A 17,637-nucleotide genomic window follows, 5' to 3' on the forward strand; every position below is an offset into this window, starting at 1 on the left:
TGCTGCTGGGCCGGGGACACGGTGGGGGAGGCGGGGGCCGTCTTGCTCACAGTGGTGGGCCTTCCTGATCTATCGGCCGACGGCCTGCAGCTCGCGGACGGGGACCTGTATCTGAGTGGACCGGGTCTCGGTCAACTGGCCTCCGGCCCTGCCGTTCACGGTCCAGTCGATGCGCCAGGTGGAGGTGGCCGAGACGGTGAACCGCTCCCTGGCCCGGTTGGCGGAGGTGCGGGCGTATACGTGGCCGCAGTCCGGGGATTCCTTCATGCCCATCCCCGACGTGTAGGCCGTGCCCGGCCCGTGGCAGGTGACCGTCGTCCCGTCGCCCATCGACCACTGGATCGACGTCACGCGCGCGGTCGCCGACACGGTCACCGAACCAGCGGTGACACTCTCGCTCACCGGCCCGTACCTGGTGGGGGGCTCCTGGTTGACCCACATCCACACCGGCACCCCCACCGTGTACCGGCTGGCCGGGCGAGGACTGGCCACTCCGGGGCCTTTCAGCTTCATCGCGTCCACCGCCCGCTGCGCCAGAACCTCGGGGTCGACCGCGGCAGCGGGCGTGGCGGCGCCGTTCGGCAGCCACACCACGCCGATGCGTAGGTCGTCGCACACCACTCGGTAGATCGCGCCGTCACCGGGATTGCGCCCGGGCCACGCCAGATTCTCCGGGGGCGGCTGCGGATCCGCCTTCTCGTAGGTGCACTTCGGTCCCGACGACGAACCCGTTCCAATGCCGCCGACCGGGCCCGGCCGGTTCCCGCCCCCGCCTCCGGGAGATCCCGGGTCCTGTGCGCACAACGTCACCGACACCATCGAGCCCTCGCAGGTGCCGTCGTTGCCCACCGTGGGACCGCCGTCGTCGGCGAGAGCTGTCTGCGTCAGCAAACCGGTGACCAGAACCGCGACAGCGGCCGACCGCCTCAGCACGCCTGCTCCCCGTGCGTTTTATAGGTCGTGATGACCCAACGGCCGTCCCACCGCTCTGCCGTGGCGGTCGCGCGGTAGCGCAGCGGCTGCCCCTTCGGCAGCGGTATGACCGCGCCGGTCTTGACCTTGATCGTGGTCCACTTCGACAGATCGGCGCAGTCGGACACCGTGGCGCTCGGCGGCTTCGCCGCCATGTTCAGGGCGGTCACTGTCGGCTCGTGGCTGAGGGTGCCGCGGATGACGGTGCCGTGCTTGCGCATGTGCGCCAGGTCGGCCTCGAAAAGGCTCAGCGCATTCAGCACCGCGTACTTCTTCAACTGGGTGCCTGCGGGGTTCGCCTTGCGGTAGGCCTTCATCTGCTCGGCCCACATGGCCTCGTACGTCTTGCGCACCATCACCTTCTGCGGCATCTGCGGATCGACGTTCGGCTCCGACATCAGCGACAGAGACGGCGAAGCGGACGAAGACTGCGCGCCCGAGGCGCCGGGTGCAGCGGCGCCGTCACCGCTGCACCCCGACACAACCAGGAGCACGCCCAGCCCAACAGCCGTGCCCCTCACGCGGTGTCGACCACGCGGCGTTGCGTGCCGGACGTGCTGGACTGTTGGTGACACAGTGCCTCCCCAAGGGCGTGTGCCGAGCCGGCACTCCCCTTGGCTCACTGAGCCAGGGGCAGCTCAGGGCGCGGCCTGGTCGATGTGATCACCGTAGGGACGCGACGTGCATCGCGGTATTGCAAACCTGCACAGGCGAAGGCACAGCAACCTGCATACCTGCACAGTCGCGGGGTGAGGGCTGACTGGGCGCGGTTGTCGACGGACCTGAAAGCCACACCTGCAGTACCCAGGAGACGGCCGGGGACGACGCAGGATCCATCGCGCTGCCGAACCCGGCATTGACCGCTAGGGCACGCTCCCACGAACTTCGTCCGCCACGGCGCTCCATACTACTGCGTCCACCGGTCGCGAAGTGGCGTGCAGCGTCGGAATGATGATGCTGGCCTGCGCGAAGGCAGAACTGGCCATGTAGAAACTCGTGGCCGTTTTTGATTGTCGGGGACACGCAGATGGGCTTACGCTGCCGAGGCTGATCTGATCTTCACAGGTTCGGCGCTTTCGTGATGGGTCTGGGGAGGCCCTCGGGGTGGGGAGAAGTGTGTCTGTGCGTGCTCTGAGGGTCAGACGCTCGGCGATCATTGCGGTGGCGTGCGCACTGCTGGCAGGCGTGTCGCCTGCGCAGGCGTTCGCGGCCGCGCCGGAACAACCGGCTCAAGCTGCCGTGGGGGGCAGCAAGTCCGCCTCTGCTCTGGCGGCTGAGTCGGGTGAGCCGGTGGAAGTGGTCGCGGAGCGTTCGGCGTACACCACCACGGAGGCCAACCCTGATGGCACGTTCACGCTGACGCAGTCGACGACGCCGCAGCGAGTCAAGGACTCTGACGGCTCCTGGCGCGACGTGGATGTGACGCTGGAACGCCGGTCGGACGGTTCGGTCGGGCCGAAGGCGGCGGTTGTCGACCTGTCGTTCTCCGGAGGCGGCAGCGGCAAGAACATGATCCACATGGCCGCGCCTCAGGGCTCGGTGACCCTGGGCTGGCCGGATCAGCTGCCCGTACCCACTCTCAAGGGCGCGACGGCCACGTATCCGGAAGTCCTGGCGGGCGTCGACCTGCAGCTGACGGCGACGGCCGAGGGGTATCGCGAGGTGCTGGTCGTGAAGACCGCCGAGGCTGCGGCGAACCCCGAACTTAACAAGGTGGAACTCACCACCGCCAGCGACGGCCTGACGATCACCCCTGGTGCAGGGGGAGGGTTGAGCGCTGTTGACGGGAACGGCAACACGGTCTTCAACGGCCCGGCCGGCTTGATGTGGGACTCGGCCGGTAGCGCCGGCGTCCAGCCGCAGATGGTACGCAGCTCGGCAGCGACCGCAGACGAGCCCGCCGAGGGCGATGCGCCGGAGGCGGTGGCTCCGGACAAGGGTGACGCGACTGCCGTCATGCCCGTTCAGGTCAGTGACAGTGCAGTGGCCGTGACGCCCGACACGACAGTGCTCCGCGGCGAGGACACGGTCTACCCCGTCTACATCGACCCTTCGATGGGACTCGGTGTCTCTGAGCGGACCGTGTTGTCCTCGGACGGAGACACGTTCTGGAACTTTACCGGTGACCTGGGGGTCGGCAACTGCAACCGCCTCGGCCCCTGGTACTGCGGCACCGACTACACCAACCGCATGTACTTCGAGTTCGCGCCGACCAAGCTGGCCGGCAAGTATGTCATCGACGCGACCTTCCGCGCCTACGAAACCTGGTCGTTCTCCTGCGCGGCCCAGTGGGTGGACCTCTACCGCACCAACAACATCTCCAGTGCCACCCGGTGGCCCGGGCCCTCACAGCTGGACCTCCTGGTCGACCGCCAGGTCTCAGCCGGCCGCGGAGACTGCACGCCCGACCAGCCCGACTCCTGGATCGACTTCAACGACACCGCCAGCGAGACGGACGAGAACCTGACCAAGACGGTCCGGTCCTTCGCGGACGGCAACTTCTCCCGCCTGACCCTCATGCTGCGGGCCAAGGACGAGAACAACCCGGACGCCTGGAAGCGGTTCAACCAGAACGCGGAGCTCAAGGTCGTCTACGCCATGAAGCCAGGTGTTCCGACCAATATGGGCGTCATCCCCGGCAATGGCACCGTTCAAGGCTGTGGCACGACAGAGGCAACCGCAGAGGTTGCCACGGTTCCCACCCCGATGCTGCAGGCGAGGGCGCAGACCCTGTTGGCCCCGGCTGCGTCAGACGAACATGGATCGCTGCGGGTGTACCACCACGCGGAGAAGAAGCAGACCAACGGCACCTGGGCCACCGCCTGGACAGCGGAGGACCCGCCGACTGGCTACCAGGTCGACAACTACCTCTCGAAGCGACAGATGAACGCTGGTGCGGACGGCTCGGTGTATCGGGTGAAGTTCTGGACGAAGTCCTTCTGGACATACGAAGGCCAGCTGAACGGGATCAGCTCGACACCCACCGTCTGGTGCTACTACAAGATCGACACCACACGGCCCAAAGAGCCGCAGATTACGTCCAACGGCCCCTACACCGAATGCACAGCCACCGTGTGCGTCGGCAAGGGTGGCCCAGGCGTTGCAGGCTCTTTCACGATCAAGCCCAATCCTGCAGACACGGACATCACGGCCTACCGCTGGAGGCTGCTGACCGAACCGGCCAACGCCACACACCGCGAGACCACCCTCGGCCCCGACGGCTCCGTAACCATCTCACCGGTCCCGACCACCACCGGCGCTCAGGTCCTGCTGGTAGAAGCCATCGATGTCCGGGACGCCACGGGCACCCGCGGAGAATTCCACTTCAAGGTAGAGCCGGGTACCACTGCGGAGAGCCGATGGCACTTCGGCGAGGGCACCGGAAAGGTGGCAGCCGACAGTGGCGCGGCAGCCAACGGAGGGCACAAGATCACGCTCTCTGACACTGCGGCCACATGGTTCCAGCACGGCCGCCGCGGAGACAATGATGACTCGCTGCAACTGAACGAGCATGTGGCCGACCCGGCCCAGCGCATCGGCCACGCCTCCACCGCCACGCCGCCGATCAATACGAAAATCTCGTTCAGCGTGTCCGCGTGGGTTCGTCTGACAGATCGGACGAAGACGAGCGTGGTCGCCTCCGCACCGGGAAGCGACAAGTCCGCAGCATTCAACCTTTTCTACTCCCTCTCGTCGAGGAAGTGGGTGTTCAACCGGGCGGTTGCCGACTCCTCGGCACCTGCCTACGTCGGTGCCTTCGCTGACGCCACCGATCCGCCGCTGAACGTATGGACACACCTGACGGGCGTCTTCGATACGAAGAACGACACGGACAAGAGCAACGACACCATCCAGCTTTGGGTCAATGGCCGCCCGCAGGGCGACGCGGTCACGCTGCTTAAGGAGAACGCTGCCTACACGCCGTGGACGTCGACAACCGGAATGACGATCGGCTCCTCCAAGGCCGGCGAATACCTCACCGGCGGCATCGACGAGCTCGCGGTGTGGCAGAGGGCTCTGACCGCAGACGATGTGCCCACGGAGAACGAGCTCCAAGACACCAACGGAATACCGGCGGCCGAATTGGTGGCCGATTGGAATGCCGCTCGGACCACCAACGGAAAGATTCCCGATTTGGGGCCCTATGTGCCGGACTTGAGCATCTCGCCCACCGGCGCCGAGACAGATCCGGAGCAGGGCGAGGTCCGTCTCAACCTCAACGGCGGCTCAGGCTACCTGTGGGCTCCCGGCCCGGTGATCGACGAGACTGGCTCGTTCACTGTGTCGGTCAACGTCTCCCTGGACGAGCAGAAGTTCCAGGCCATGCCAGTCGGCACGAAGGCATACGTATTTGGCCAACCCGCTCCGGGCGGCAAGGAGTCGTCATGGGCCCTATGGGTGGAAAAGCGAAGCCCACAGGGCTACCTCTGGCACTTCAGCCGCACCGCGATCGACTCGGCCGGGCAGGTGGTTACCACCGGCTCCACGGAATCCGCGGACAGTGCCTCACTTGGCACTCCAGTACAGGTGACGGGTGTATTTGACGCCACCGAAGACACCGGAGATGGCAACGGTATGGCGTACCTGTATCTGGGCTCGACCCCGCAGGAACCGGCAGCAGCCTTCACCGCAGCGCAGCAGGGCAGCGGCAACATCGCCGTAGGCAGGGGCTCGTCAGCAGCCACGACAGGTCACTACCTGCCCGGCATCATCACTCAGATGCGTGTCTGGGCAGGTGCAATGACTGCAGATCAGATCGCCTCCCAGGTCGTGGGCGCACTCGGCGCTGACTAGCCCTCAGCACATGGGGTGGCAGCACATTCCCGAGCTGCTGCCACCCGTATGAACTACACAACTCAGCCGCCCGCGGGGTGGGCGCGTCAGTGCATGCCGCAGCAGTGCGGCCTCAGCGAAAGCGGAAACATCATGAACCGGTTCTCAGCGCTGGCCGGCGGCGGCCGTCGCAGATGGCCCGTGCGCTCCCTGGGCACGATCGCCGCGCTCACGTTCATACCGGGCCTTCTTTCCCCGATGGCATTCGCCGCGGATGTGGATCCCCTAGGCAGACCGAAGCTCGAGGCACCCGAGTCGGCCGATGTTTCCCCCTTCACGGCCAGAGTGAACAAGAAGGCCGCAGCCATCACCGCCAAAGCCGAGGCGGACCGGCGTGCGGACACCGCCCGCGCCAAGGCAGATCAGAACAAGACAGTCGCGTGGCCCAAGCCCGGATCAGCGACACTGACCGTCCCGGCCACGGGAGTGGCCAAGGCAGCCCCAGGATCTCTTCCCGTCACCCTCACTCCGCCGAAGCCGGACAAGGGAAAGAAGCGGCCCCAGATCGCTGATGCGGTCACCGTGAAGGTCCTGGACCAGAGCAAGGCAGCCGCCCTAGGCGTCAGGGGCGTCGTCCTGACCGTGACGGGGCCCACGACGGGCGGGCAGGCAGCGCTCAGCATCAACTACGCCTCCTTCGCCTCTGCCTACGGCGGTGACTGGGCCGGTCGCCTGCAGGTCGTACGTCTGCCCGACTGCGCGCTCACCAGTCCCGCAGCCGCGAAGTGCCGCACCCGCACACCCGCCGAGTTCACCAACCAACGCAAGAAGCAGAACCTCACCACCGAACTGGACTTCGCCACATCGCCCAGCACCGCGGCGCGGTCCACCCCCTCCCGCGCCACCGCCCAGACCATGGTCCTCGCGCTTGCCGCCGGTACCAAATCTGGCAGCGGTGACTACAAGGCCACCCCGCTGGCCTCCTCCTCCACCTGGGAGGCGGGCAGCTCTTCGGGCACCTTCACCTGGTCCTACCCCCTGCGCGTCCCGCCGTCCGCGGCCGGACCAAAGCCTGACCTGACCATCTCCTACGATTCGGGCAGCGTGGACGGGCGTACCGCCTCCACGAACAACCAGAGCACGGTGATCGGCGAGGGCTTCGACCTCACCTCCTCCTACGTCGAGCGCAAGTACGGCTCGTGCGACGACGACGGCCAGACCGACAAGTTCGACCAGTGCTGGAAGTACGACAACGCCTCGCTCGTTCTGAACGGCAAGGCCACCGAACTCGTCAAGGACGACACCGCCGGCACCTGGCGGCTGAAGAACGACGACGCCTCCACCGTGACCGTGGACACCGGCGCGGACAACGGCGACGACAACGGCGAACACTGGACCGTCATCACCGGCGACGGCACCAAGTACGTCTTCGGCCTCAACAAGCTCGCCGGCGCAGCCGCAGCAGACCGCACCAACTCCGTTTGGACGGTTCCGGTCTTCGGCGACGACGCGGGCGAGCCCGGCTACGCCGACGGCACCACGTTCGCCGGCCGACACAAGCAGCAGGCCTGGCGCTGGAACCTCGACTACGTCGAGGACACCCACAACAACGCCATGTCGTACTGGTACACCGCCGAGACGAACCACTACGACATGCTCGGCGACGACAACAACGGAACCGCCTACACCCGCGGCGGATACCTGAACGAGATCCGCTACGGCCAACGCGCAGGCGCCCTGTTCGCCACCCCCGCCGCATCGAACAAGGTCGCGTTCGCTCACGCCGAGCGCTGCATCATCGGCGACTGCGGATCCCTCACCGACGCCACCCGCAACAACTGGCCCGACGTGCCCTTCGACGCCGAATGCAAAGCGAACCTGAAATGCACCGGCAGTGTCGCCCCTAGCTTCTACACCCGCAAGCGCATGACCGGCATCTCCACCCAGGCATGGAACACCGCCGCAACCACCCCGACCTACGAGTCCGTCGACTCCTGGGCACTCAAGCAGACCTACCTCGACCCGGGCGACACAGGCGACTCCCACGACCAGGCCCTGTGGCTCTCCGAGATTCAGCACATCGGCAAGCGCGGCACCGACCTCGCCCTGGACCCGGTGAAATTCATCCACGAGTTCCGGCCGAATCGCGTCGACGGCGCCAGCGACGACATCATCTCTCTCGAAAAGCCCCGGCTCCGCAAGATCACATCGGAAACCGGCGCCGAGACTGTCGTGACCTACATGGCGGAAGACTGCATCGCTAGCCAGGCCAAGCCCAAGATCGACACCAACACGCGCCGCTGCTACCCGGTCTACTGGTCACCCAACGGCGAGGAGGAGCCGATCCTCGACTGGTTCCAGAAGTATCCCGTTTGGACTGTTTCCACGACTGACCCCCACGGTGGCTCGGAAGCGGTACAGCACACCTACAGCTACAGCGGTGCAGCCTGGCACTACAACGAAGACCCGCTGGTCAAGGAGAAGGAACGCACCTGGTCGATTTGGCGCGGCTTCGAAAAGGTCACGCACCTCACCGGGCTGCCCACCAAGACCCAGTCCAAGACTGTCACCGTCTACATGCAGGGCATGCACGGCGACCGTGTGCTGGGTGCCGACGGCAAGCTGGACGAGAACGCCCGCAGGACCGCCAGCGTCGTCGGCATCAAGGCACCGACGATCACCGACACGGACCAGTACGCCGGCTTCACCCGCGAAAGCGTCACCTATAACGGAGCCCAAGAGGTTGGCGGCACCGTTAACGACCCCTGGTCCAAGAAGACCGCAACCCAGCACAAGTCCTACGCCGACACCGAGGCCTACTACGTCCGCACCGGCGCCAGCCATGCCCGTACGAACATCACCACCAGCGGTACCCCGGCCGATCGAATCCGCTCCACCGTCGCCACCTACGACGGTTACGGCATGGCTTCAACCGTCGAGGACAAGGGCGACAACGCCGTCACCGGCGACGAGAAGTGCAGCCGCACCTGGTACGCACGCAACGACGCCGGCGTCGGCAACCCCGGCATCAACAGCCTCGTCTCCCGCAACCGAACCACAGCCAAACCCTGCAGTGTCAGCGACGCAGATCTGAACCTCCCCGCCAACTCAGAGTCCGCGGGTGACGTCATCTCCGACACGGCAACGACCTACGACGCCGCTACGGAATGGACCGCGACCCAGAAGCCGACCAAGGGCGAAGCCCGGTGGACCGGCCGAGCCACTGGCTACGGTTCGAACGACGAGCCCACGTGGCAAAAGGTCTCCACCGTTACGTATGACCCGCTCGGCCGCACGCTGACCGTCAAGGACACCAACGACACCACCAACCTCACTACCACCTACACCCCCGCCGCCACAGGGCCACTCACCGGCAACACTGTCACCAACGCTAAGAACCACAGCACCACCTCACTGCTCGACTTCGCCACCGGTGCAGTTCTCACAGTGACCGACCCCAACGACAAGATCACCCAAAGCGAATACGACAGCCTCGGTCGCATCACCAAGGTCTGGCTGCCTAACCGCCTCCAATCCCTCGGCAAGACCCCCAACTACGTCTACGCTTACGGCGTCACCGCTTCCGCTCCCTCATGGGCCAGCACCAGCTCCCTCAAGGGTGACGCCAGTGGTTACAACACCACCTACGAGATTTACGACTCCCTGCTGCGCTCCCGCCAGACGCAGGCACCCTCGCCGACCGGTGGCCGGATAGTCTCCGAAACCCTCTACGATCACCGCGGTCTCGCCGTATCCGCCCTGGGCGACGTGTGGGACGAAAAGAGTGCCCCCGTCGGAACCCTTGTCGCGACAGACGGCGGCCAGGCCCCGATGCAGGTCGACACGACCTACGACGGCGCAGGACGCGCTATCAAGGCGAGCACCAAAGTTAAGAACGTCCCGTTCTCGACGATCGAAACGATCTACACCGGCGACACCGTGACGACCTCGGCCCCGACCGGCGGCCAGGCAACCGCGGTGATCACCAACGCCCTCGAACAGACGACCCAGCGCCGCGAATACGGCGGCACTCAGCCGACGGGCAGCGACTACACCACCACCAACTACACGTACCACCCGGCCGGACAGCAAGCCACGATTAGGGGCCCAGACAACTCACGATGGACTTACGCCTACGACCTGCTCGGCCGACAGGTGAGCGCGACTGACCCCGACAAGGGCACATCCACCAAGCAGTACGACACCCTCGACCGGACCGTCAGCAGCGCTGATTCCCGCCCTGGTAAAAGGCTCGTATTTGAGTACGACGTCCTTGGACGCACGACGGGCATGTGGGACGGCACCAAGACGGACGCCACGAAGCTCGCAGCTTGGACCTTCGACACACTCAAGAAGGGTCAACAGGACACTGCCACCCGCTACGAGAACGGCATCGGCCAGGCCGTCAGCAGGGCATACACCCAGCAGGTCAGCAGCTACGACCAGCTCTACCAGGTCACCGGCAGCAAATTGATCCTGCCCACCAGCGACCCGTTGGTCACCGCTGGGGTTCCGCAGACGCTGTCGTTTTCCACTGTCTACAACACGGACGGCAACGTGACTCAATCGGGCAATCCCGCTGTTGCGGGCTTGCCGTCCGAGACCGTTTCCAACACCTACAACGCCATGCGACAGCAGCTCACCGTACGCGGCACCAGCCAGTACCTTCAAGCAGCTCTATACTCCGAGCTCGGTGACATCCGCCAACTGGCCCTGGGCATGAGCGGTACTAGCCAGAAGGCTTACCTCAACTTCGACTACGAGCAAGGCACCCGCCGCCTCACTCGCTCCTACGTCACTGACACTGTCCACAGCTACATGCCACAGGAGCTGAAGTACGCCCAGGACACGGCAGGAAACGTCACCTCGATTTTCGATGCCACCACTCAGGGTGGCACCGCGAAGGCCGACTACCAGTGTTTCACCTACGACGGCTATCGCCGCCTCGTCGAGAGCTGGACGCCCAAGACCGCAAACTGTGCGACAGCTGGCCGGACCACCGCCAACCTTGACGGCGCAGCTCCATACTGGATCAGCTATAACTACAATGCCTCAGGCCAACGCAAGTCCGAAACTCAGCACACCTCTTCGGGCGACAAGAGCACTGACTACACTTACGGGACGCCGGCAAGCCAGCCTCATCCGCTGACTAAGACCACCGGCGCGAAGCCCGCCACATATGGCTACGACACTGCAGGCAACACCACTAGTCGCCCTGGCACACAAGCTCAGCAGACTCTGACCTGGAACACAGAAGGCAAACTCGCCGCTACAGCGGAACCCACGTCAGGCAGCAAGCCGGCACTTGGTACCGCTTACCTGTACGACGCCGGCGGGGAACTGCTCATCAAACGCCCCACAACGGCAGACGGTGACACAGTTCTCTATCTCGGAGCCACAGAGGTCCGCCTGGCAACCGCAGGGGCCACCAGAACTCTGTCTGGAACGCGTTACTACACCGCAGCAGGTCAGACGATCGCCGTACGAACTGCCACAGCAGGGGCGACCGGAACGAAACTGAACTATTTGGCTGGCGACCATCAGGGCACCGCCAGTCTGAGCCTCGACGCCACGACCTTGGCACCCAACAAGCGCTACACCACTGCGTTCGGGGCCACTCGCGGCGATCTGCCTACGACTTGGCCAGACGACAAGAGTTTCCTGGGCAAGCCCGCAGACAAGTCGACCGGCCTCATCCACATTGGAGCTCGTGAGTACGACTCAGACATCGGCCAATTCGTCAGCGTTGACCCCGTCCTGGCCACTGATCAAGCGCAGAGCCTCAACGGCTACAGCTACGGCGGCAACAACCCTGTTACCAACGCAGACCCAACAGGCATGTGCGCTGAGCTCGACTGTCCTTCACGCCCCTGTACAAGCTGCCAGAACGAAACTCCTCTTCCCGCAGACTCCAACTGGCAGGCTGCTCCGCCACCCCTGCCGGGAAAAAGTGGAGACAAGACGTCGCGCCACAACCAAGCTCGCGACAGGGCAGTCGTCGAAATAATGAAACAAGTTCACAGGATGAAAATAAAGGGATTCCAAATCCTGCTCAACGAAAAGGTGATTGGCGCGAATAAGCGTTGCATGCGAGCCAATTCAAAGAAGGGTGCGCTAGATTGCACGTACGGCGTGCCTGATATCCTCGGATACGATCCCAATCATCAAGTCTTTTACGTGTGGGAAGTAAAGTCGGCCGGTAAAGCAAAAACCGCCGTCCCGGAAGCGGAATGGTATGTCAATCGAATGCAGGAGCGAGGGGATAAAGCTGTACTGGGTTGGACAGTAGGCGGACCGTATGTTGTAGGAAACGGTGACAAGGTGATCGGGCCAGAGCCTGGAGCAGTTATTTACGGAAGGCCGTCCAATAGAAGCTTCAAAAAGGTTTTGACGCCAAGCCCTGCTGCTGTTGTGCAGGGCTCCACGGCACAGCCGCAGCCGTCGGCCGGTCCCGGTCCCGGTCCCGGACGCTATCCTGGAACCATTGATCAGCCCGGCCTAGGTACAATTCCCCAGTCGACTGCTCACAACGGCTTCTCGCCCCTCGTGGTTCCCATGATCGTGATTGGCGGACTCGGGGTAGCCGCCGGAGCCGCTGCAGCCGGACCAGGTGCTGGGGCGGCCGTTACGGTCGGCACGGCGGCCGCGTTCTTCGACCTAGCCGCGTAGCAACCTCCTCTCTACCGATGATCAAGGGGCAGGCGTGAAGCCACTGGATGCGCTTATTCGACAATACGTAAAACCCGTCGTAAAGGGTGAAAATGCGAATATCGCGAAACGAACTGTTCGAGTCTCGGCATCCAGTGGCGATCGCGCGTTCATTGAATTCACGCAGCATTTCGTGGATCCAGATAAGACAGTCTTCGATGTGACGCTCCATATCGCACCCGTGTCCTACTGGGAATGGCTCAACCGGCAGCATGCCGACGCGGGACTTGCTCCTGACGGTAGGGGGGCGCTGGCCAGTCGTGCAGTCATGCCGCCCAAGGGTGTGGCGTGGGATCCTGACCCTGAAGGGTTCTTTCCCTCGCGATGGGCATTCCTCGATGAGGGAATAGACGCCTGTGGCGAGCTTCTCGCTCAAGAGCTAGAGCGTTCTGTATTTCCTCTAGCGCGTCACCTTCTTAATAGGAGCGCACTTCTTGAGGAAATGAAAAACCCGAGCGCTCCGACAGTGCTCCGTATGAGCCCAATAATGCAGGAAATCGTCCTGATTATCGACGATTACCCAGAAGAACAGGTTTCCCAATTGTTGGTGTCAGCCGAGGAAAGCGGCACGCCTGCTTCCTTTGTTGAGTGGGCCCGTAGGCGACTTGCGCTGCGGCCATAACGGCTATGGGCCCAGGCAAAGACGGTCAGAGCGTTGCGTCGTGGCCTTAGGCTTGTCCCGTGAAACCTAGCCACTGTTACGTTTTCGGCAGGACTCTCGCGAACCCGGAGCCGACCAGCACGGCAGTGCCGTCCATTGGCAACTCCGTGCAGAACGGCGTTCCGGCCCGTCCGCCCGTTCACTGCAGCCCTGGAGCGGTTCGTCAACAATCCAGGAAACGTCCGAATATCTGGAGATTATCGCGGCACCCCCGCCATTCATTACGTAAATATGAAAACGGGGCAGCATATATCCGTGGACATGGGCTCAGGGAAGCTTTTGGCCGCCTGGAAGAATGACCGAAGCGATCAGCAGTTCTGGAGGCTCATGATGCAGGGAAGGTTGAAGTAGTGCGCAAGTTTGAGGCGCTCCTCATCCTCGCGGAGGCGGTGGCCGAAGGCAGGCTGACGGCCTATGAATTCTCCGCACTATGTCTGCCTCTTTATAAGTACTACCCCTCTCAGTACACTTCGGAGCAGCACTATGAGGCGGCGTCGGATCTGTTCGTCATCGCAGACGACTACTGGGCGGGCGAGGGAGAAGCGCCCTCCGGCACGCTGAACGAGGAACAAGTCAAGGCGGCGGCGGCCGAGATTGCCGCGAGAATGCGATCGCTGCTTGAGTGATCGGTGCTCGATCGGCTACGTGGAGGAACGCAGCCGATCACATGCCCACGGCATCAGCGAGTGCTCATGTCGTGGGCACAACCGCTTTGACGGCAACGTCAGCGGACGAGCGTTGCGGCGTGCGGCTCGTCAAGGGTTTCCTCAGGACGCCGCTCAGGATGTTCGATGGCTTGGCGTTGGAGGCGGAGCCGGACGTGGGCGTAGACGCCGATGTCGGCGTGGCCGAGGAGTTCCTTGATCACGAAGAAATCGACACCTTGAGCGTTTTCAGCGTTGCCGGCCACCTCGGCAGACAGGACTACCGGGATGCGTGCTCACAGGCTGAATACTCGTGGACGGACCGTGCCCTACAACTCCATCCAGGACCGCCGGTCGGTTTCCCCGGCGAGTGGTGTCCAGACTGGCGCGGTGGGGCCGTGCTCCTCCAGGTCCTCGAGGGTTGCCGCTCCCAGTTCGATCTGACGTGCCATCTGCGCGACGAGGGGGTGCCCGGATGCCATGGCCTGCAGGTCGTTGATCCTGCGGCGCAGGGCTTGGCGGGAGGCTCCGGTGAGGATGAACAGGAGGCGGGGGAAGCGGGGGTAGAAGCGCTGCCAGGCGAGCATGGCGGCCTGGTCGGCGACGGTGCCGCGCCGTCCGACTGGCTGTGGGGTGTAGTCGTGGAAGCGGGCGTAGGAGATCAGTTTTGCTGCCAGGCGCTCGGAGGACATGGTGCCCCGGTCGACCTCGACGAACGCCCGGTACTGCAGCCGGTCTGGCTCGATGGCGGTGTAGTGCATGACGGCGTCGGCGATGAGTTTGTCCTCGCCTCCGGTGTCGGGGAGCCGGTGACCGATCTCGGGCACCCAGTCCAGCGAGCCGTACTCGTCACCGCGGCGGCGGGCGTCGTGGAGGAATGCGAGATGGCTGCGGACGACGGTCAGCGTGTGCGCAGCTCTCAGGGAGGCCTCCGTGGGGCTTCCCAGAGCAGGGACCCGTCGCCCGCGGAACTCGGGCCAGCTACTGGTGGCCCGTACGCCGCGCAGGGTGAGGAACCAGGCACGGGTCCGGCCGACGGGGAGCTCGGCATACGAGACCAGTTGGGCTTCCCGCAGGGTGTTCAGCACGCCTGATGTGAACTGCCGCGTGCTTCCAGGGCTCAGCAGTTGCTGCATCTGCAGCGTGGTGACCAGCCTGTGCTGCGCGAGCAGTGCCATCGCACGGTGGACTGCTGTCTCCTCCGAGCTCGGCTGCGCTTTACCAGTGGGGTCACCGGATCGAGCCGTGGCCTGCGCGTCTTCAAGCGGGGTCGTCACTGGAACTGTCCCTTCCTGCTGGTGTCTTCGGCGCTTCCGGCCCCGGAGGGGGCATGGGCGAGGCCGGTTTGGACGGTGAGCCATTCACGGACGATCTGCTCCTGTCCAGCGGCCGCTGAGGTGAGCTTTTCGAGCGTTTCAGCGCGCGTGTTGTCGAGTGCCTTGCCTTGCAGGGCGTTGCGCTGGCCAGAGAGGGCGAGAGAGGCGAATACCTCGTGCAGCTCCGGCCCGCGGATGAGGAGTGGTCCGATGCGCTTGCCGCGGACGGTGAAGGAAGCCCAGTGGTGGTAGCGGTCGAGTTCGGCGGCCTCGGCGGGGTCGACCTGCTCTCCCCACTCGCCGGTGATGTGCCGGATCGCGTCGACGGCGCCGGCGGTGGTGGACAGGCACGAGGCGTTCTGCAGGAGCGCGGTGCGCACTTCGGGGCTGAGCCGGTGCAGCAGCTGCGTCATGCCGTGCATCCGGACCTTGAACTTGCGTAGCTGTTCGGTGATCTCGGCGAGGGTGGAGGATGCGGCGCCGTCGAGGGAGATCAGTTCGTCGAGGTAGAGGCGGAACGGGATCCGGTCCGCTTCTCGCATGTCGCGGCGGGAGAGCCCGGCGCGGAGCATGTCGCGCACGAGGAGGGAGACCAGGAGCCGGTCGGTGGGGCCGGTGCCGGGTGGGCAGATCCAGACCACGTGGGAGTCGTCCATGGCGCGTCGGATGTCGTAGTTGCCGACGGGGGAGCCGAGGAAGGCCTTGATGACGGGGGAAGCGGCGAGTCGGGCGAGGGGGTTGAGGACGGTCGGCAGTGCGTCTTTGGGGATTTCGGTGAACGACGTCGTCCACCAGCGCTGTGCGTCGGCCTCGAGCTGGTGGATGACCAGGGCGCGGAAGCCGGGGTCGGTCAGGAGAGGGCTGATGTGGAAGATGGTCGTCTGCTTGTCCGCCTTCTTGGATGCGACGGCTTGGGCGTTGACGGCGACGAGCGCTTCGATGGCCTTGGTGAGGATGGTGATGGCGCGTGGAGCGTTCGCATCGCCCCAGCCCAGGCTGGTGGCGAAGGCGTCCACGGTCGCCGCGACGACCTCGTGAGGGGTCTTGCCGCCGGTCAGGCTCAGCGGGTTCCAGCACCCCAGCCTGTCCTGTGGGCGGCGGATGGTCAGGTCGAACAGCCAGGCCCGGTTCATGATCTCGTCGTGGGCGAGGTAGGGGGCGACGGTGTCCCACGAGTCGCGGTGCGGGTCGACGAACGCGAGCCCGCGGCCGGCGTGCGCGGATGCGGTCGCCTGAACGAGGGCCCGCATCGTCTTGCCCCAGCCGGCTTTGCCGACCTGGACTTCGAAGAGGGTGTCCTCCTCGCGGGTGGCGATCAGACGCTGGGTGCCGTCCGGAGTGCGGTAGAAGCCCTGCGGCAGCAGCGACGAGCCCGGATGGTAGGTCGGGATGTCGGTGGCGAGAACCGGTAGCCGGGTGTGCGTCGTCGGTGGCTTCAACAGCCCGGCGAGTTCCTCGATCCGCGCCCACGAGTTCCGGGCCGGTGCGATCAGCCCGGTGTTCCACCGTTCGTCGAACCGCGGGCGCCACGGCCACCGGTCGGCCCCGAACCGCCACGGCCCGAGCGAGAACCCCAGTGACGACAGGCGGGTGCGTGCGGCGTACACGTCCAGCGCCGCCTCGATGTGCCGCAGTCGGCGCTCGGCCCGCCCCACCACGTCGGACGAGCAGCGCACCATCAGCTGCACGCGCACCAGGCCGGTGTCCTCGGCGAGCTTGCCCAGCACCTTCTCCCGGTCCACGCGCGGCGGCCGCGGCGTCATCAGCAGCCGCCGCCCTTCCCCTCCGCGCTGCTGCTGCGGCACGGTCAGCTTCGTGAGCTGCCATGACAGGGCGTCTTCCATCGTGGCGGCGTCCTGCGTCATCCACTGCGCTTCGCGGCGGGACTGGCGCCGGGCGGCCTGCCGGGCGCCGTCGACGACCTGCCAGCGCCGGGCCCGTAGCCGCCACCGTGCCGCGGGGGACAGGTCCAGGCACACCTCCGCCAGGTCGCCCAGGTCGTTGCGCAGATCGGCGACGGCGTCGATCAGCGGCTGCAGCGGGTCCGGTTCCAGCGGAACCTCCCGCAGCCGTGCACCGGGGGCGCCGTGCAGGGCGAACACCGCGCGCACCGTGTGCTTGCTCCGCTTTCTCCTCGGTGGGGGAGCAGGTTCGCTGCGCAGGCGGGCGTAGGGGGTCTGCCGCAGGAGTTGCTCCGCTGAAGCCGGGCCTTCCACCCGGTAGGTCAGGGGCTTGGAGCCGTCGGCGACCAGCCGGATGCGGACGGTGCGCGCGTTGCGCGGTGCCCACCACTTGCCGGCGGAAGCCGCGCGGATCAGCTGGGCGCCGAAACGGAGGACTTCTTCCTCACCGGTCTCAAATGTCCGTGAGGGAACGAGCTCGACATAGGTGCGGTGGCGCAGTGCCCGCGCGGACAGGTAGCGCTCCAGCACGACCCAGCCGGTGAACACGGCCGCGGCCAGGATGCCGATCCACCAGGCGTTGTCGTAGACCCAGTTCCCGGACTGCCAGCACCACTCGAGCAGGCCGAACAGTGTGTCCCACGCCAACTCCGGAGCGGACG

General features: G+C 65.2%; 8 protein-coding genes and 1 pseudogene. 4 read left to right on the top strand and 5 right to left on the bottom strand.

Going from position 1 to position 17,637, the window contains the following annotated elements; all coding sequences use genetic code 11:
• Positions 1–69 precede the first annotated feature (69 nt).
• Entirely contained in the window at positions 70–933 is an 864-nt protein-coding gene (locus ACQPWZ_RS36380; protein WP_433573708.1) for an ATP/GTP-binding protein, read from the bottom strand.
• On the bottom strand, positions 927–1,370 hold the full coding sequence (locus ACQPWZ_RS36385) for a hypothetical protein (RefSeq protein WP_433573709.1): 444 nt from the start codon (positions 1,368–1,370) through the stop codon (positions 927–929). The genes ACQPWZ_RS36380 and ACQPWZ_RS36385 overlap by 7 nt, the downstream gene beginning before the upstream one ends.
• 724 nt (positions 1,371–2,094) lie before the next feature.
• Here ACQPWZ_RS36385 and ACQPWZ_RS36390 point away from each other — a divergent pair.
• The 4 genes from ACQPWZ_RS36390 to ACQPWZ_RS36405 all read left to right on the top strand — a co-directional run bounded on the left by ACQPWZ_RS36390 (position 2,095) and on the right by ACQPWZ_RS36405 (position 13,740).
• Entirely contained in the window at positions 2,095–5,766 is a 3,672-nt protein-coding gene (locus ACQPWZ_RS36390) for a LamG domain-containing protein (RefSeq protein ID WP_433573710.1), read from the top strand.
• Positions 5,767–5,898: 132 nt separating this feature from the next.
• Positions 5,899–12,414 (top strand): RHS repeat domain-containing protein, encoded by a 6,516-nt coding sequence (locus ACQPWZ_RS36395; protein ID WP_433573938.1) that lies wholly within the window; start codon positions 5,899–5,901, stop codon positions 12,412–12,414.
• Positions 12,415–12,448: 34 nt separating this feature from the next.
• Entirely contained in the window at positions 12,449–13,075 is a 627-nt protein-coding gene (locus tag ACQPWZ_RS36400; RefSeq protein WP_433573711.1) for a hypothetical protein, read from the top strand.
• Between the two features lie 389 nt (positions 13,076–13,464).
• Complete coding sequence (locus ACQPWZ_RS36405; protein ID WP_433573712.1) at positions 13,465–13,740, top strand: hypothetical protein; 276 nt, start codon at positions 13,465–13,467, stop codon at positions 13,738–13,740.
• 98 nt (positions 13,741–13,838) lie between these two features.
• On the opposite strand, the pseudogene ACQPWZ_RS36410 reads toward ACQPWZ_RS36405, so the two are convergent.
• From ACQPWZ_RS36410 to ACQPWZ_RS36420, 3 genes and pseudogenes are all read right to left on the bottom strand, one after another.
• Positions 13,839–14,000, bottom strand: a pseudogene (locus ACQPWZ_RS36410) (tyrosine-type recombinase/integrase); the annotation flags it as partial.
• A gap of 87 nt (positions 14,001–14,087) precedes the next feature.
• Positions 14,088–14,936 (bottom strand): replication-relaxation family protein, encoded by an 849-nt coding sequence (locus ACQPWZ_RS36415; protein WP_433573713.1) that lies wholly within the window; start codon positions 14,934–14,936, stop codon positions 14,088–14,090.
• Between the two features lie 95 nt (positions 14,937–15,031).
• A complete protein-coding gene (locus tag ACQPWZ_RS36420; protein ID WP_433573714.1) occupies positions 15,032–17,623 on the bottom strand; it encodes an ATP/GTP-binding protein in 2,592 nt (863 codons plus the stop codon).
• Positions 17,624–17,637 lie beyond the last annotated feature (14 nt).

Source organism: Streptomyces sp. CA-251247 (genome assembly GCF_050952975.1).
Classification (GTDB): Bacteria; Actinomycetota; Actinomycetes; order Streptomycetales; family Streptomycetaceae; genus Streptomyces; species Streptomyces achmelvichensis.